15 protein-coding genes and 2 pseudogenes are annotated in these 17,426 nt (G+C 62.3%); 16 read left to right on the plus strand and 1 reads right to left on the minus strand.

The genetic code is table 11. From position 1 onward, the window contains the following. The 3 genes and pseudogenes from ORS3428_RS29035 to ORS3428_RS29045 all read left to right on the plus strand — a co-directional run. The coding region (locus ORS3428_RS29035; protein WP_083355347.1) for a dipeptidase at positions 1-985 on the plus strand (985 nt) is incomplete at its 5' end. 51 nt (positions 986-1,036) lie between these two features. Continuing rightward, positions 1,037-1,702 (plus strand): annotated as a pseudogene (locus tag ORS3428_RS29040) (C39 family peptidase). A gap of 128 nt (positions 1,703-1,830) precedes the next feature. Then, positions 1,831-2,952, plus strand: coding sequence for a Fic family protein (locus ORS3428_RS29045; protein ID WP_071101721.1), 1,122 nt, complete (start codon positions 1,831-1,833; stop codon positions 2,950-2,952). 215 nt (positions 2,953-3,167) lie between these two features. On the opposite strand, the gene ORS3428_RS33430 is transcribed toward ORS3428_RS29045, so the two are convergent. Continuing rightward, positions 3,168-3,584, minus strand: coding sequence for a hypothetical protein (locus tag ORS3428_RS33430; RefSeq protein ID WP_071101709.1), 417 nt, complete (start codon positions 3,582-3,584; stop codon positions 3,168-3,170). A 191-nt stretch (positions 3,585-3,775) separates the two neighbouring features. Here ORS3428_RS33430 and ssuD point away from each other — a divergent pair, with 191 nt between their 5' ends. The 13 genes and pseudogenes from ssuD (at position 3,776) to ORS3428_RS29110 (ending at position 16,802) form a co-directional block, all read left to right on the plus strand. Next, positions 3,776-4,948: an FMNH2-dependent alkanesulfonate monooxygenase gene (ssuD, locus tag ORS3428_RS29055; RefSeq protein WP_071101710.1), complete on the plus strand. Its 1,173-nt coding sequence runs from the start codon at positions 3,776-3,778 to the stop codon at positions 4,946-4,948. Next, positions 4,945-6,363: an FAD/NAD(P)-binding protein gene (locus ORS3428_RS29060; RefSeq protein ID WP_071101711.1), complete on the plus strand. Its 1,419-nt coding sequence runs from the start codon at positions 4,945-4,947 to the stop codon at positions 6,361-6,363. Before ssuD ends, ORS3428_RS29060 begins: the two co-directional genes overlap by 4 nt. Before the next feature lie 163 nt (positions 6,364-6,526). Next, complete coding sequence (gene sfnG / locus ORS3428_RS29065) at positions 6,527-7,630, plus strand: dimethylsulfone monooxygenase SfnG (RefSeq protein WP_071101712.1); 1,104 nt, start codon at positions 6,527-6,529, stop codon at positions 7,628-7,630. Between the two features lie 113 nt (positions 7,631-7,743). Further along, positions 7,744-8,667, plus strand: a complete 924-nt coding sequence (locus tag ORS3428_RS29070; RefSeq protein ID WP_071101713.1) for an ABC transporter ATP-binding protein — start codon at positions 7,744-7,746, stop codon at positions 8,665-8,667. Further along, the gene (locus ORS3428_RS29075; protein ID WP_071101722.1) at positions 8,667-9,563 is read left to right on the plus strand and encodes a branched-chain amino acid ABC transporter permease; all 897 of its coding nucleotides are present in this window, start codon (positions 8,667-8,669) and stop codon (positions 9,561-9,563) included. Before ORS3428_RS29070 ends, ORS3428_RS29075 begins: the two co-directional genes overlap by 1 nt. A 2-nt stretch (positions 9,564-9,565) precedes the next feature. Next, positions 9,566-10,617, plus strand: a pseudogene (locus ORS3428_RS29080) (branched-chain amino acid ABC transporter permease). 91 nt (positions 10,618-10,708) lie between these two features. Beyond that, positions 10,709-12,049 carry an ABC transporter substrate-binding protein gene (locus ORS3428_RS29085; RefSeq protein WP_071101714.1) on the plus strand — a complete coding sequence of 447 codons (1,341 nt, stop codon included), beginning with the start codon at positions 10,709-10,711 and terminating at the stop codon, positions 12,047-12,049. 72 nt (positions 12,050-12,121) lie between these two features. Next, the gene (locus tag ORS3428_RS29090) at positions 12,122-12,913 is read left to right on the plus strand and encodes an ABC transporter ATP-binding protein (RefSeq protein WP_071101715.1); all 792 of its coding nucleotides are present in this window, start codon (positions 12,122-12,124) and stop codon (positions 12,911-12,913) included. 24 nt (positions 12,914-12,937) lie between these two features. Further along, a complete protein-coding gene (locus tag ORS3428_RS29095) occupies positions 12,938-14,185 on the plus strand; it encodes an SfnB family sulfur acquisition oxidoreductase (protein WP_071101716.1) in 1,248 nt (415 codons plus the stop codon). A gap of 107 nt (positions 14,186-14,292) precedes the next feature. Further along, the gene (gene msuE / locus ORS3428_RS29100) at positions 14,293-14,853 is read left to right on the plus strand and encodes an FMN reductase (RefSeq protein WP_071101717.1); all 561 of its coding nucleotides are present in this window, start codon (positions 14,293-14,295) and stop codon (positions 14,851-14,853) included. A 455-nt stretch (positions 14,854-15,308) separates the two neighbouring features. After that, positions 15,309-15,536 (plus strand): hypothetical protein, encoded by a 228-nt coding sequence (locus ORS3428_RS29105; RefSeq protein ID WP_131802969.1) that lies wholly within the window; start codon positions 15,309-15,311, stop codon positions 15,534-15,536. A 443-nt stretch (positions 15,537-15,979) separates the two neighbouring features. Continuing rightward, positions 15,980-16,369, plus strand: a complete 390-nt coding sequence (locus tag ORS3428_RS34525) for a DUF4258 domain-containing protein (RefSeq protein ID WP_108723209.1) — start codon at positions 15,980-15,982, stop codon at positions 16,367-16,369. Then, positions 16,341-16,802, plus strand: coding sequence for a helix-turn-helix domain-containing protein (locus tag ORS3428_RS29110; RefSeq protein ID WP_071101719.1), 462 nt, complete (start codon positions 16,341-16,343; stop codon positions 16,800-16,802). Before ORS3428_RS34525 ends, ORS3428_RS29110 begins: the two co-directional genes overlap by 29 nt. The last annotated feature ends 624 nt before the right edge of the window (positions 16,803-17,426 follow it).

The following is a 17,426-nucleotide window of genomic DNA, read 5'->3' on the forward strand; positions in this document are numbered from 1 at the left end:
AAGGGAAGAACCCGTGATGATGCTGAATGATCTCTCGCCGATACTGCTCGATGCTGCCGCGCCGATGATCAACCCGCGAGATGTCGACAAGCGCTTGCCCGATATGATTGCTGGGGGGCTTGACGCTGTACTCGCAACGGCAGGAGCGATTGAGGATTTTCGCACCACGATGGAAGATGTGGCCAAATGGCTTGAGATCGAGCGCTCCGGCGCCCGCAAAATCAAGATCGCCAGATCGGTTGCCGACATTCGGGAAGCGAAGGCCTCCGGCAAGATAGCGATAGTTTTGCACTTCCAAGGCTCTGATGCGATCGAGGATGAACTCGACTTCATCAACGTTTTTCACGCCTGCGGGCTCCGGGTAATGCAGTTGACCTACAATGCCCGCAATCGGGTCGGCGATGGTTGCTTCGAGATCACCGACGGAGGCCTGAGCAAATTCGGCCGTAAGGTTATTCGCCGCATGGAAGCGCTTTCGATGGCGGTGGATCTCGCCCACGCAGGACCTCGTACCGCCCTGGAGGCAACCGAGGTCGCCTCTCGTCCGCTGATCATATCGCATGCAAATGCGCGGGCACTGATGGAGACACCGCGCAATGTCAGCGACGATTTGATCCGCGCAGTCGCAGCTTCGGGTGGGGTTGTGGGCGTCTGCGCAGCGCCATTTTTCCTGACCAAGGACGGGCCCGCAACACTGGACATGCTGATCGACCATGCCGCCTACATCGCCGATCTCGTGGGGCCTCAGCATGTCGGATTAGGCTTCGACTTTGCTGAGGAGAACGAGGAAGACTACGTCTACTTCGGCTACGACGAGCGCTACATACCAATGCCGCCGTGGACCTTTCCGTCGCGCATTGCGAGTCATGCCGAAGCCGGCAATCTGGAATCTTCGTTGAGAGCCCGCGGCTTTGGTGAAGCCGAGATTCGTGGGGTATTGGGGGAGAACTTCCTGCGGGTTTTYGAACAAATCTGGGGACATTGACATTAGGTAGGCTGCGAGGCTTTCCAGCTGACAAGACATATCAGCGGTGCGATGATGCAGGTTCCGTATTTCAGCCAGTGGGAGACTCCAGATCTCACCGCCAAGACCTTGGACCAGGGTGCCGAGGCGGCCTTGCGCCAGGATCCTCTTTGGCGTTCGTCTGGGGCATCGTGCATAGCCGAATATGCTGCATGGGCTTGGAATATCTGCGGGATGGCCTGTCTGAAGATGATCCTCGCAGCTCGCACAGGTATCATTTGGCCGACGATTGAACTTGCGAGAAGATGCACTGCTTACGGCGGTTATGWCATTGAACCCGAGTCCAAAGTCATCAAGGGGCTGATCTACGCGCCCTTTGTCGAGTTTGTAGGCAAAGAATTCGGTCTGGAAGCGTCGATTCTAACGGGCGTCGCCGCAGAAGCCCTGGCTGAGCAACTCAAAATCGCCGAGTTCTTTCTCGCCTCAGTTCATAGTTCGACACGTTCTCCCAATGGCCACCCGCCGGCATGAGGCGGTCATCTCGTACTGGTCACTGCGGCATCAGATACTACTGTCGTCTTTAACAATCCTTCCGGTTTAGAGCGGGATACCCAGATAAACGTCGCCATGGATCTTAGCATGTTCGGACGGTACTTCGCGGGCCGAGGCATCGCCATCCACCGCGGAAAACTTCCGGAGCTTTTGCCTGCCCAATCCTGTAAGCGGTCCCTGGCGTGAAAGCCTGGGCAATAGGCGATATAGAACTGTCTCGAAGCTTTTGGTTCTATTCGCCGCGTTATGTGCGGTGGATAATCTTGCGTATGCGGCGAATGTGCGCCATATTCACCGCAAAAGGCGCGGAGAATATGGCGACGTACATCCAWGAGCTTGAAGGATGGCCCAGGTTCGAATGGGACAGTCAGAGTCTCTCTGAGGAACTGGCCGCAGTGCACCATCGGCAGGGCCGGCTCATGGGCCGGATGGAAGCGCTCGGGTTCGAACTGCGGGCCGAAGCGGTTCTGCAGACCTTGACCGAGGACGTGCTCAAATCCAGTGAGATCGAGGGTGAAGTTCTCGATAAGGAGCAAGTGCGCTCTTCAATCGCCCGTCGCCTTGGCATGGACATCGGTGCGCTGGCGCCGGTCGACCGCGRCGTTGAAGGAGTGGTCGAGATGATGCTCGACGCCACGCAGAATTATCAAGCGCCGCTCACGGACGAGCGGTTGTTCGCCTGGCATGCCGCGCTGTTCCCGACTGGCCGCAGCGGGATGACGAAGATCMTTGTCGGCGCTTGGCGCAATGAGGCTTCAGGGCCGATGCAGGTCGTGTCTGGCCCGATGGGCCGCGAGAAGGTGCACTACGAAGCGCCGGCGGCTGCACGGCTCGAAGGCGAAATGGCGACATTCGTCGAGTGGTTCAACAGTGACGCGCCGTTGGATCCCGTCCTGAAGGCAGCGATCGCCCACCTTTGGTTCGTCACCATCCATCCGTTCGAGGACGGCAACGGCCGGATCGCCCGCGCCATTGCCGACATGATGCTGGGGCGATCGGAAAGCAGCCCTCAACGCTTCTACAGCATGTCCGCGCAGATCCGTCTGGAGCGGAAGGATTACTACGCCATCCTCGAACGGACCCAGAAAGGCGACCTCGACATCACCGCTTGGCTGCAATGGTTCCTGGCCTGCCTCGACCGCGCGTTCGGCGGCGCAGAGGAARTCTTAGGCAACGTGCTTCAAAAGGCCCGTTTCTGGGAGGCGATTGCCGGTCAGCAGCTCAACGAGCGCCAGCGCAAAGTTGTCAATCGGCTCCTGGATGGCTTCGAGGGCAAACTCACCTCTTCGAAATGGGCGGCTTTGACCAAGACCTCGCCCGACACGGCCCTGCGCGACATCAACGACCTCGTGGCGCGGGGCTTGCTCGTGAGGGATGAGGCGGGCGGACGTAGCACGAGCTATTTGCTGGTGAGCTTAGGCAGCTATAAACTCTAAGCGCTACGCCGCGACCTGGGGCGGCATCTTTGACTTCCACGGACGCGCTTGCTCAAGCTGTCCAGCAAGCCGCAGCAGCGTTGCCTCCTCACCAAAACGGCCCGAGCACATCATTCCCATTGGTAGCCCAGACTTGTGCCAAGCGAGCGGCACGGACATAGACGGCCGGCCTTGCTTGCCGGGCCGCCGAAGCTGCGCGTCGCGCCGGGCGTAAGTTAGCTTTGCTTTGTCATAGCCCTCAGTCGGTGTTCCGCAATCGAGAGAGAATTGTCGAGGCAATCGGTCAGGCGATCGATGCTTTGATAGGGGAACCTCAGGCCATTCTCGCCCTCTATGGTGTCCATCGCATCGACACGCTTGTTCCCCGTCTTGCTCGGCACGGGATAGCATTGATCATGCACCGGGTGGCTTACCCCCCTTTGGTTCTCAGTGCCGACGGTGAGCTCGTCGGTGGCGGGGAGGGAAGCGTCTCTGGACATGCTTTCTGGTCGGTGGTGGCGCCCGCAGAGCTTCACAAGCGGCTTACGCTCGAGAGCGACGTTCCGGATCTTCAGGGCAGTACTGCCGCTCGCCACGCTTTTCGAAAGTCGGGTCTCATGACCGAAGGGTCGGGCATCGAAGCTGGTCGCCATGGAGCGCTTTGCGTCACCCTAAGCATACGTCCGGGAACAGGTCGCGACGCGGCTGATCGCCGAGAAAAATTCCAAAAGGCGGCGGCGAATTGGAATGGATTAACTCTACGGATTTAGTGGAATAATGTTTTTTGACATGCGCTCGCGACCGGTCGCAGCGATATGATTTGGCTCCTGTAGAGATCAAAGGCATGGCCCAGGAAATCCCCGATCGCATCAAGGTGCTGTGGTTCCTGCCGACACATGGCGACAGCCGCTATCTTGGCACCTCGGAAGGGGGCCGGGCGGTCGACCTGCCTTATCTGACGCAGGTGGCGCAGGCGGCCGACACGCTTGGTTATTACGGCGTGCTGCTGCCGACGGGCAGGTCCTGCGAGGATTCTTGGGTGATCGCCTCGGCCCTGGCGCCGCTGACTGAGCGGTTGCGTTTCCTGGTCGCGGTGCGGCCCGGCCTGCAGTCGCCGACGCTCGCGGYGCGCATGACGGCAACGCTCGAYCGCATCTCCAACGGACGGCTGCTGATCAACGTCGTCACCGGCGGCGATCCGCTGGAGAACAAGGGCGACGGMATCTTTCTGTCGCATGCCGAGCGCTACGAGGTGACGCAGGAATTCCTGCAGGTCTACAAGCGCGTGCTGAGCGGCGAGACGGTCGAGCATCAGGGCAAGCATTTCCGCATCGAGGATGGCAGGCTGCTGTTCCCGCCGGTGCAGACGCCCTATCCGCCGCTCTATTTCGGCGGGTCTTCCGATGCGGGATCGACTGTGGCGGCACAGGAGATCGACAAATATCTGACCTGGGGCGAGCCGCACGCCGATGTCGCGCGCAAGCTGGACGGCGTGCGCGCGCTGGCCGAAAAGGCGGGCCGCAAGCTCTCCTTTGGCATCCGTCTGCACGTCATCGCCCGGGAGACCACAGAGGAGGCGTGGGCCGCCGCCGACCGGCTGATCAGCCGGCTCGACGACGCGACCATCGCCTCGGCGCAGAAAGTCTTCGCGCGCATGGACTCGGTTGGCCAGGCGCGGATGAGCGCGTTGCATGGCGGCGACCGGTCCAAGCTCGAGATCGCGCCGAATCTGTGGGCCGGYGTCGGTCTGGTGCGCGGCGGCGCCGGCACGGCGCTGGTCGGCGATCCGGCCACGATCGCCGAGYGGATCGACGAATATAGGCGGCTCGGAATCGATACCTTCATCCTCTCGGGCTATCCGCATCTCGAAGAAGCCTATCGCTTCGGCGAGCTGGTGCTGCCGCATCTGCCGACCGAGCATCCGGTCAAGGCGCCCGGCTCGTCCGTCAACACCGGTCCTTTCGGCGAAACGATCGCCGGCGACCATCGTCCGAAATCGCTCGCCAGCGCCTCGTGAACGCGCTGCCGTCCCGGCTGCGAAGCCATGTCGTCATCCTCGGCGGCGGCTTCTCCGGTGCTGCCGTGGCCTGGCATCTGGCGCGCCAATCCGCGCGGCCATTGATCACTGTCATAGAGCCGCGTCCGTTCCTCGGCGGCGGGCTGGCCTATTCCAGCGAGGAGCCGTCGCATCGCGTCAACGTGCCAGCGTCCAGGATGAGCCTGTCGCCGGACGAGCCGGAGCATTTTTCGCGCTGGCTTGCACAGGACGGCGAGGCCGAGCGCGACCCGGACTCAGTCTGGCGCAATGGCGATATCTTCCCGCGGCGCCAGGTCTTCGGCCGCTACGTTGCCGAGCAACTGGCGCCGCATATCGCCAGCGGAGCGATCCGCCATGTTCGCGATCGTGCCAGCGACGTGAAGCGCAATGGCGACGGCTGGATCGTGACTGCTTCCGGTCAGCCGATCGCCGCCGACATGGTGGTTCTCGCCATGACGCACCCGTCGCCCGATGTTCCGGTCGCGCTGGAGCCGATCGCCGATGCGGATGGTTTCGTGGCCGACGTCTACTCTGGCGATGCGCTCGGTTCGATCGCTCCCGAAGCGTCGGTGCTGATCGTCGGCTCCGGCCTGACCTCGGCCGATACGGTGGCGGAGCTTGACCGTCGTGGCCATCGCGGGCGCATCCTGGCCGTGTCACGCCATGGATTGCGTTCGCGCGGGCACCCGCAGGTGCGTGGCGAACCTTTTGGCGATTTCACTGCCACGCCGRCCGCGACCGCGCTCGGATTGCTCGAAAATATCCGCTCGACGCTGGCAGCGGCCGATGCCGGCGGCGTCAACTGGCAGTCGGTCTTCGATCAGCTGCGGCTGCAGGGGCCGGTGATCTGGTCCGCTCTCAAGGAAGATCAGCGCACCCGGCTGGTGCGGCGGCTGCGCGCGTTCTGGGACGTGCATCGCTTCCGCATCGCGCCACAGGTCGAGGCGGTGCTCGATCGTCGCCATGCCGAGGGCACGTTCGATAATATCGCCGCGAGCCTTGTGGCCTCGAACGACGACGGAGACGGCCTGGCCGTCACTTTGCGCCGGTGCGGCCAAAGGCAATTCGAGACGATGCATTTCGACGCAGTGATCAACACAACGGGGCCGGCGCATGGCAAAACGCTGCGGACCAATCCGGCGCTGCGCTCGCTTGGCGATGCCGGCTTGATCCGGATCGACAGCCATGGGCTCGGCATTGCAACCGGGCGCGACAGCCGCGCCGTCGGTCCGGACGGCGAGCCTGTGCCTGGCCTTTTCATTGCCGGGCCATTGGCACGCGGCACTTTCGGCGAGCTGATGGGCCTGCCGGAAGTGGCGCGTCACGCGCAAGCGGTCGTCTCGGAGATCGAAAGCCGGCTGGGCGCCCTGTCGTCGATCGTGAGCAGGCGCTGAAAATCCACGACGGTGCGGGCAAGCGAATTGGTATTTCCGTCCGGGCAGGGCCATCAAAACGGAAAATCCTACTTTGTATATATAATCAGTAGACTAATAATTGGYAGCGAAATCCGGCCACGTCCGGATCGATCGTTGGGACGGGCCTAGCCGGGAGATTTCCATGCCGCAGAATGATCGCGACGCAGTCAAATTCGCCTATTGGGTGCCGAACGTTTCAGGCGGCCTTGTCATCTCGAACATTGAACAGAGGACCAACCATTCGGCCGAGTACAACCGCAAGCTGGCGCAGATCGCCGAGCAGGCCGGCTTCGACTATGCGCTCAGCCAGATCCGCTTCACGGCTGGCTATGGCGCCGACGAGCAGCACGAATCCGTGTCCTTCAGCCACGACCTGCTCGCCGCCACCAAGACGCTGAAGGTGATCGCCGCGATCCTGCCCGGGCCGTGGAACCCGGCGCTGGCGGCAAAGCAGCTCGCCACCATCAGCTATCTCACCAACGGCCGCGTCGCGATCAACCTCGTCTCCGGTTGGTTCCGCGGCGAGTTCCACGCCATCGGCGAACATTGGCTCGACCACGACGAACGCTATCGGCGCTCGGAAGAATTCATCCGCGCGCTGCGCGGGATCTGGACCGAGGACAGCTTCACCTTCCGCGGTGATTTCTACCGCTTCAACCAGTATTCGCTGAAGCCGAAACCGCCGCAGCCGCTGCCTGAAATCTTCCAGGGCGGTTCGTCGCGCGCGGCGCGCGACATGGCCTCGCGTGTTTCGGACTGGTACTTCACCAACGGCAACACCCCGGCCGAGATCGCCAAGCAGGTCGACGACATCCAGGCAAAGGCCAAAGCCAACAACCATTCAGTCAAGGTCGGCGTCAACGCTTTCGCCATCGTGCGCGAGACCGAGGACGAGGCAAAGGCGGTGCTGGCCGAGATCATCGCCAAGGCCAATCCCGAGGCCGTCAATGCGTTCGGCCACGAGGTCAAGAATGCCGGCAAGGCCTCGCCGGAAGGCGAGGGCAACTGGGCGAAGTCGTCCTTCGACGATCTGGTGCAGTACAATGACGGGTTCCGCTCGAACCTGATCGGCACGCCGAAACAAGTCGCGGAACGCATCGTCGACTTCAAGCGCGCCGGCACCGATCTGATCCTGYTCGGCTTCCTGCATTTCCAGGAAGAGGTCGAGTATTTCGGCAAGTACGTCATTCCGCTCGTGCGCGAGCTGGAAAACGCGGAAGCCGCGGCGGCGCTCGCCGCCGAATAGCAACGGCAGCCGCTGGCCGGAGACCGCCCGGCCAGCCAGCAACATGAACCGCACGTTCCATCGGGCGCGCGGCAGGCACGGTGCGTGCCTTCGCTACAGTTGGGGACGATGGAATGCCGATATCCAACCATGCCTTCGGGGCGATCGAGGCTTCGGTCTATGCGCCGGAGATCTTCGCGCAAGGGCTGCCTGCCGCCCAGCGGCAGGCCCATGGCGATAAGCCTCGACTGCCTGTCGCGGAAGATGCCGCGCCGCTTCTTGCCCTCGAGGGCATAGGGCTGTCTTTCGGTGGCGTAGTGGCGCTGGCGGATGTGGATCTGTCGGTTCGACCCGGTGAAATACGCGCCATCATCGGCCCCAACGGCGCCGGCAAGAGCTCGTTGATCAATGTCATCAGCGGCGTTTACCGGGCCGATYGCGGCCATGTCCGTCTCGATGGCGCGCGCTATGCCCAGGTCCCTACGCAACGACTGGCGCGTCTCGGTGTCGCCCGTACCTTCCAGAACCTCGCTCTGTTCAAGGGGCTCAGCGTCCTCGACAATGTCGCATCCGGCCTTGCCTACAGGACCAGATCCAACTTCGCCGGACAGGCCCTCGGCATCGGCCGCACGCGCCGCGAACAGCAGGAGCAGCGCGGGCGAGCCGACCAGATCCTCGAATTCCTGTATCTGAGCGACGTCCGCGACCGGCTTGCCGGCACGCTGCCCTATGGCCTCCAGAAACGTGTCGAGCTTGCCCGCGCGCTGGTCGCCGAACCGCGGCTGCTCCTGCTCGACGAGCCCATGGCCGGCATGACGGCGGGCGAGAAGAGCGAGATGGCGGCCTATGTGCGCGCCGCGCGCGACCGCTTCGCCACCACCGTCGTGCTGATCGAGCACGATGTCGGGGTCGTCATGGGCCTGTCGGACCGCATCGCGGTGCTCGATTACGGGCGCAAGATCGCCGACGGCACGCCGGACGAGGTCAGGAACGATCAGCGCGTCATCGACGCCTATCTCGGGGTCGCCTCCGACAACGAGGACGGGGCAGGCATATGATCGGCGACTTCGACTATCAGTTCTTCCTCGAAGTGCTGACCGGCGGCCTGCTCTCCGGCGTCATGTACTCGCTGGTCGCGATCGGCTTCGTGCTGATCTACAAGACGTCCGGAGTGCTCAACTTCGCGCAAGGCGCGCTGCTTCTATTTGCGGCGCTGACTTTCGTCAGCCTCGTCGAGCGCGGCGTTCCGTTCGCGCTGGCTTTGGCCGTCACCTTCGCCATCATGGTGGCGCTCGGCATCGGCATCGAGCGCACGGTGCTGAGGCCGCTCACCAACAAGCCGCCCATCACCCTGTTCATGGCAACGCTCGGGCTTTCCTATATCATCGAGGGCGCCGCCCAGCTCGTCTGGGGCACGCAGGTCCACGGCCTCGATCTGGRCATCGAGGATGTGCCGCTGGAAATCGGCGGCGTGCTGATCAGCCAGTTCGACATCTTCGCCGCGGCGGTGGCCGCGGCCATGGTGCTGCTGCTCTCGCTGTTCTTCCGCTATACCCGCATCGGCTTGAGTTTCCGCGCCGTCGCCGACGACCAGTTCGCCGCCCTTGCCGTCGGRCTGAAGCTGCCTTTGATCTGGGYCAGCGTGTGGGCCGCGGCGGGCCTCGTCGCGCTGGTGGCCGGACTGCTCTGGGGCGCACGCCTCGGTGTCCAGTTCTCGCTGTCGCTGGTGGTGCTCAAGGCGCTGCCGGTGCTGGTGCTGGGCGGCTTCGATTCCATCCTCGGCGCGATTGTCGGCGGGCTTCTGATCGGCGCCAGCGAGAAGCTCGCCGAAGTCTATATCGGCGACTATTTCGGCGGCGGCATCGAAAGCTGGTTCGCCTATGTCGTGGCGCTCGTCTTCCTGCTCATCCGTCCATCAGGCCTGTTCGGCCAGAAGCTTGTCGAAAGGGTCTGACGATGAGCGCCATCGCCACGCAATTGTCTCCCGCCGCCGGCCTGCCGAAATGGCTGGCGCCGCTGCTCCTCATCGCCTTCGCCTATGTTGTCATCCCGTTGATCGGCAACTCCTATCTGTTCGAGGCGATCCTGCTGCCTTTCCTGGCGCTTAGCCTGGCGGGCGTCGGACTGAACATCCTCACCGGCTATGCCGGCCAGGTGTCGCTCGGCAGCRCCGCCTTCATGGCGGCCGGCGCTTTCGCCGCCTATAATTTCAATCTGCGCATCGAAGGCCTGCCGCTCGTCGGCAGCATCATCCTTTCCGGCCTCGTGGCCGCCGCGATCGGCATCGTCTTCGGCTTGCCGAGCCTGCGGCTGAAAGGCTTCTATCTGGCGGTCTCGACGCTTGCCGCGCAGTTCTTCGTGCAATGGGCGCTGACCAAGTTCAGCTGGTTCTCCAACGACTCGGCGTCCGGCGTCATCGATGCGCCGAAGCTTTCCATCGTGGGCTTGGAGTTCGACGGCGCGGTCGGCCGCTACCTCTTCGCGCTCACYGTCGTCGTCGTGCTCACCTTCCTCGCCCACCGGCTGGTCAACTCGCAGACCGGGCGCAACTTCATCGCCATCCGTGACAATGACACGGCGGCGCGTATCATCGGCATTCCGGTGTTGAAGACGAAGCTGCTCGCCTTCGCCATCTCGTCCTTCATCATCGGCGTCGCCGGCGTCATCTGGGCGTTCGCCTATCTGAGGACCGTGGAGCCGGCCGGCTTCGACCTCGACCGCTCGTTCCAGATCCTGTTCATCATCATCATTGGCGGGCTCGCCTCGATACGCGGCGCTTTCCTGGGTGCAGCGCTTATCGTCGTCTTCCCGCTGGTGCTGTCGCGCCTCGGCGGCTTCCTGCTCGGTGACGTGTTCGATTCCGGCGTGCTCGACATGACCCAGCGCATCGTGCTCGGCGCGCTCATCATCCTCTTTCTGATCCTGTTCTGATCCTGGAACCGGACGGGCTGGTCGCCCTGTGGGACAGGGTCCGGAGACGGCTCTCGCTCRCCTGGCAATCGAGTTGAGACCGGTTGGCAGCCCTGCGCTCCAACACTGCAAGCATTCAGAAAATGAACCAGGGCCGAACCAAAGGCCCATACTGGAGAACCTCGAACCATGACCTTCCTCACCACAGTCAAGGCGGTTGCCATCTCGGCGGCGCTGGCCGTGTCGGTGGCCTTGCCGGCCGCCCACGCGGACGAGCAGTATTTCCCGCTGCAGAGCTATCGCGTCGGGCCCTATGCGGCTGGTGGCACCGGCTTCTTCGGCGGCTTCATCGACTATCTCAACCTGATCAACATCCGCGATGGCGGCGTCAACGGCGTCAAGCTGACCTGGGRCGAGTGCGAGACCCAGTATGAGGTGGAACGCGGCGTCGAATGCTACGAGCGGCAGAAGAGCCACGCCGGCGCGGCCGCCTGGAATCCGCTGTCGGTCGRCATCGCCTACGCCATGATCGACCGCATCACCGCCGACAAGGTGCCGCTGATCACTGTCAATCACGGCCGCACCGACTCCACCGACGGGCGGGTCTTCCCTTATGTCTTCCCGCTGCTGCTCAACCCCTACAGCGAGACCTCCGGCATCGTGAACTACATCGCCGCCAAGGAAGGCGGCATCGACAGACTGAAGGGCAAGAAGATCGTCGTGCTCTATCACGGCTCGCCCTACGGCAAGGAGACGATCCCGATCTATGATCTCCTGGCGCAGAAATACGGCTTCACCGTGCAGCAGATCGAGGTGCCGCATCCGGGCAATGAGCAGCAGTCGCAATGGCTGACGATTCGCCGCGCCAAGCCGGACTTCGTCGTGCTGCGTGGCTGGGGCGTGATGAACCCGGTGGCGCTGAAGACAGCAGTGAAGGTCGGGTATCCGGTCGACCACGTCGTCGGCAACGTCTGGTCGAATTCGGAAGAAGACGTCATCCCGGCCGGCGACGCCGCCAAGGGCTACACCGCCATCACGACGCAGGCTTCGGGCAACACCTATCCGGTGGTGCAGGAGATCGTGAAGACCGTCTACGGCGCCGGCAAGGGCAACCTCGAGGACAAGTCGCGCATCGGCTCGGTCTATCATAACCTCGGCATCGTCAACGGCATCCTCAATGTCGAGGCAATCCGCATCGCGCAGGAGAAGTTCGGCCATCGCACGCTGACCGGCGACGAGGTGCGTTGGGGCTTCGAGCACCTCAAGCTCGACCCAGCCAAGGTCGAAGCGCTCGGCGCCAAGGATCTGTTCCACTCCATTAATGTCAGCTGGGACAACCATGAAGGCGAAGGCTACGTGACCTTCCAGCAGTGGGACGGCAAGAAGTGGAACGTCGTCTCCGACTGGATCGCGCCCKACTGGGCGTTGCTGCGGCCGATCATCGAAAAGTCGGCCGAGGCTTACGCGGCCAAGAAGGGCATCAAGCTGCGCACTGCCGGCGATGCCGAAGCAGTGGCCGCCACCAACTGATCCAACGCACCGGGCGCCGGGCTATGCTCCGACGCCCGGTCATCCAATTCGCAGATATCAGGGAAGCGCGCGATGCCGGGCAATGACGTTATCCTCGCCGTGGACAACATCCACGCCACCTACAATCACGCCATCACGGCGTTGCACGGCGTCAGCTTCGAGATCAGGCAAGGCGAGATGCTGGCGCTGCTCGGCGCCAACGGYGCCGGCAAGACCACCACGCTGAAAGCCGTCTCCAACCTGTTGCCGGCCGAGCGCGGCCAGGTCAACGCAGGCACGATCCGCTACTCTGGCGAGGACGTTGCGCGGCGACAGCCAGGCGACCTGGTGCGCGCCGGGCTTGTCCAGGTGCTGGAAGGCCGCCATTGCTTCAAGAGCCTCAGCGTCGAGGAGAACCTGGTTTCCGGCGGCATCGGCCGCAGCGGCAGCCGCGCCGAGATCAATCGGGATCTGGAACGGATCTACACCTATTTCCCTCGCCTGCGGGAAAAGCGCCGGACCTTGTCGGRCTTAACCTCGGGCGGCGAACAGCAGATGACGGCGATCGGCCGGGCGCTGATGTCGCGACCGCGCCTGCTCGTCCTCGACGAACCGTCGATGGGGCTTGCCCCGCTCATCGTCCAGGACATCTTCCAGACGCTTAGGAAGCTGAACCGCGAGACCGGCCTGTCGATCCTGGTCGCCGAACAGAATTCGGCGCTCGCGCTTGGCTATGCCGACCATGCCACGGTGCTCGAGAACGGGGTCTCGGTTCTCTCCGGCGCCGCCGCCAGCCTGCGCCAGCGCGAGGATGTGCGCGCCTTCTATCTCGGGCAACAGCCTTCGCCCGCCACCCAACCAACGCATCTCCACGCCGTCGTGTGAACCGAAATCCCAAGGAGCCATGAAATGACTGTGTCCAACCTAAAGACCGACAAAGCCGCGGCCGCCGTTCCGCCGGTGCCACGCCCGGCCACGGCCGCGCAAATCATCAAGGACGACGCCGAAGCGATCGCGGTCGCGCACCGCCTTGCGGCGGAGTTTGTCAAGGATTCTTCCAAGCGCGATCGCGAGCGGATTTGGCCGGTGGCCGAACTCGACCGGTTCTCACAGAGCGGCCTGTGGTCGATCAATGTGCCCAAGGCATTCGGCGGACCGGAAGTGTCCTACGCGACCTTGGCCAAGGTGGTTGAGATCATCTCGGCGGCCGATTCTTCGATCGGCCAAATATCGCAGAACCATCTCGGCATCGTGGCGGCCATCCGCACCGTCTCCGACAAGGACCAGCAGGCRCTGCTGTTCGCTGAAGTGCTGAAGGGGACGCGGTTCGGCAACGCCTTTTCCGAATTCGGCTCCAAGCGCGCCGCCGATTTCGAGACCAAGTTCACCGACGCCGGCGATCATGTCGTCGTCAACGGCCAGAAATTCTATTCCTCCGGCGCGCTGCTCGCCCATCTGGTGCCGATCGTAGCGCTCGACGATGAGGGCCGCGCCTGGTACGCGATCGCCGATCGCGGCGCGCCCGGACTGACGGTGATCGACGACTGGTCGAGCTTCGGCCAGCGCACCACGCTGTCGGGCACCGTCATCATCGACAACGTCAAGGTGCCGAAGACGCATCTCGTTCCGGGCTACAAGGGTTACGACAAGCCGACCGCAGACGGCGCCATCTTCCAGATCATCCAGGTGGCGGTGGACACCGGCATCGCGCAGGCGGCGATCGACGAGACAGTCAACTTCGTCAGGACCAGGAGCCGCGCCTGGATCGACAGCGGCGTCGAGAATGCCTGGGACGATCCCTACACGATCCAGGCGGTCGGCGACCTGACGCTCCGCCTGCATGCGGCCCAGGCGCTGCTGGAAAAGGCCGGCTACGCCATCGACCGCGCGGTCGCCGAGCCGACAGCCGAGAGCGTCGCGCATGCGCAGATCGTCACCGCCGAAGCAAAGATCCTGTCGACCGAGATCGCGATCGCGGCGACCAACAAGCTGTTCGAACTGGCGGGGACGCGCTCGACGCTCGCCGAGCACAATCTCGACCGCCACTGGCGCAATGCGCGTACCCACACGCTGCACGATCCGGTGCGCTGGAAATATTCGATCCTCGGCAAGTATTTCCTCAACGGCGAGAACCCGCCGTTGCACGCCTGGAGCTGATCGCGCCGGCCCGCCGAGGCCGGCAGGCCTCGGCCACGCTTTCGCCAAGCGGTGGCCGGCAGGGCCGCCCAAATGTCAATCCGGAGCACCCCTTGGAGGTCCGTTCCATGTCCAGCCCAGCAATCGTCGGCTTTTCCGGCAACATCACCCGCCCGTCGAAGACGCGCAGTTTCGTCGATCTCGTCGTCCAGGACATCGCCACGCGCCATGGCCTGACGGGGCACACCTATGACATCGACGATGTCGGCCCGTCGCTAGGCGCAGCCAAATGGTCGCGCGATCTCGATGACCGGGGGCAGGCGATCCTGACGCAGGTCATTGCAGCCGACGTGCTCGTGGTCGGCTCGCCGACCTACAAAGGCAGCTATACCGGGCTGTTCAAGCATTTCTTCGACCTGATCGATCCGTCGGCGCTGAGGGGCAAGCCCGTGCTGCTGACGGCGACCGGAGGCGGTGAACGCCATGCCCTGGTCGTGGAGCACCAACTGCGGCCGCTGTTCGGCTTCTTCGAAGCCTTCACGCTGCCGACGRCTGTCTATGCCACCGACAAGGATTTTACCGATGGTGTGCTCCGGTCCGAACTTATCCTGAAGCGGGCGGCGCAGGCCGTCGACGGGATCGCCGTTCTGCTCGGAAACAGATCCGGTATCGGAATAGCAGCCGAATAGCCATGCGGGCGGTGTTCCAGCGGTAGCCGTAGAGTCTCGCTTTCTTGGCAAACCGACCGCATGACGRCGGATGTAAGGTCTGCCATTTTGTCGATCATCGCAAAAGCGGCCTGTCTGCTAGCGGCCCCAATCCAGCCCTTCGTGATGCGGCTAATTAGACGAGGCTGGCCGATGGTGTTGGTGAGAGGTGAGAATCGTAGCAGTCTAATATCTCCGGGCGCGTTGGAATCAGCCTGTTAGCCGGGTTGATTGCCCCAGCAATGGTTTGACGGACCGAGCGTCTTTCGATTTTACCGCTACCCCATTGAAATCATTTGTCTTTTTCCGTCGTGTGTTACACAGTTTGTTACACAGCTACCGACGGCTTGGAGACGCTTCCGCCTAAGTGCCCTACGAGTTCGGGGCAGCGCGTGGCGCAAGGCAGGCGAGGGTGCACTTCGTATTCGGAAWTCGCCTTGGAGATCGCCTCCTGCCGTAGCGACTTAATGGACTCGGTACGGATCGCCGCTTCGCCGCTTATTCAGAGCTGCGGCTCGACCATGAACTGGCGCAAGCCCGGCTTGGTTGGGCGGGTGAAATTCTTGAAGGGCGAGGAAAAGCTGCACCACCCCGCGCTGAAGGATTTCCGCGAGGAAGGAACCAAAATGCTGGCGGGTTTTCAGCCACCGGCATGCTGCCGTTGACAGATAGGTATCACCATGATACTTTTCACATGCCTACCAAGCCTCAGTTCCTAGGTGTGGTCTATGCCGGAAAGGAGGTGGTAAAGCATGACGAAGAAGACGGTAACCATTGGCCGCAGCGCCATAACCGGTCGCTTCACTACCGTCACGACTGCTGTTCGCAAGCCGAGCACGCACGTCGTGACGCATATCAAAAAGTAGCATAGAGGGCGCCCCGATCCTCCCTGGGCGCCCCTTGTGTCACGCGTCCTTGCRAGTCACTTCAATTGTGAGGAATTATCGTGGCACCGTCGGGCTCTTGCCGCTGGCAAAGAGCGGCCGGTAAACGACCACAAACCCGATCGGGCACGAATGTCGCACCCCTTGTAGATTGACGTCAACGAACTAGATAGGTATCATCATGATACATTGAGGCGTCGACAGGCACCTCAAAGGGAGGCAATTTGACGACCACGCAACCTTGGGATACCGGCCGCGCGACGCGCGAAATAAGGGCTATAGCTAGAAATCCGAGGCTCAATCTTACCTACAAACTTCACGCTCGGGAGCGCCTTTCTGAGCGCGGGTTGATTGTGTCCGATATTCTCTATGCCCTCAAGTTTGGGAATGTCTTTCAAGCGCCGATCCCGGCAACAAGAGCGGGTCATTTCCGCTATCGCGTGGAATGCAAAACGCCAAATAGTGGCAGCCGATCGATTGGGGTTGTYGTTATCCCAGCGAAGAATGGATGTCTCATAAAAGTTATATCGGTCATGTGGATCGATGAGTTCGAACGGGCTGCCGGTTCGATAATTGGAGTTGAAGATGACGAACGATGTGCACCACTACACTGAGAGCGGACTGCTCAACGTCTACATCAGTGGCATCGCTGTTGAGGTCGATGATGACGGCGATGAGATCATCACGATTCCGGCCATTAACGAACTTCATAGTGTGATTGCCACCGGCATCGTTAATCACGCTAAGGGCATGAGCGGTGACGAGCTCCGATTCCTTCGATCGGAGATGGGCCTCACGCAGGCCGAACTGGCGACGCTTGTTCATCGCGACAAGCAGTCCGTCGGCCGATGGGAGCGTAACGAGATAGAAATCGATAGCTCGGCTGAAGCGTTGGTGCGCCGGCTTGCGATYGAGAAGCTCGCCTTACCGATCGAAGCTGGAATCGATGAGTTGTCGCGTCGAAGCGTTCCAACGGCTGAAGAGCAACCGATTAAGATTCAGAAAGTGAACAATGACGTTCATTCTTATGAACTGATCGCTGCCTAAACATCGACAGACCCCGCTCCATAGGGGTGGGGTCTGTCAGTTACGACTTTCCGTTGCGTCGCTCGCCGGGATCGGCTTGCGATGAGCTCCCGCATCAGCGGCTACTCACCGCGTTGACATATCTGATCAGCCACTAGGCGGCGGCGCCCGACACAGCGCCGTGAATGGCCCATGTGTGCGAGCCGAGATGGTGAAACCAATGGCTGAACGGTAGGCCAACGGAAGTTGCAAAAAGAGAGTAGCCCGCGACCTCTCCGAGCACGGCCCCAATTCCCCGCTGATCAGAAAACCGATATGCTCTTTCGACATCGTGCGCAGAGTGTCGCAAGAGCGGRATGCATGCAAGCGCGCTCCTGGAAGGGCTCCCCGCGCATATCATCGCCCGCGCAATCGCCAGTTCCGTTTCGACCCTGCGTTTTCCTTCATGTTGGCGGCCGCGAAGAGCCAGCGAAGCGACCGCATCACCTTTCCTCGCCATGCGGCCTCTAGCATGCAGTCGACGATCGTCTGAAAGACATCGGGTATGAGAAGGGGGCCCGTTGCGTCACTGAACGGGCCGCTGGTCGGTGTCGAGAGATAGCGGACGCACGTTGCCTTGCTCCACAGGGCGCAGGTGCAAGAGGT

The organism is Mesorhizobium sp. ORS 3428, from assembly GCF_001854785.1.
GTDB lineage: Bacteria > Pseudomonadota > Alphaproteobacteria > Rhizobiales > Rhizobiaceae > Mesorhizobium.

Excerpts from the sequence above, each read along its gene's own strand:
- ORS3428_RS33430 (WP_071101709.1), bottom strand. The coding sequence starts at position 3,584 with ATGGCGACCAGCTTCGATGCCCGACCCTTCGGTCATGAGACCCGACTT.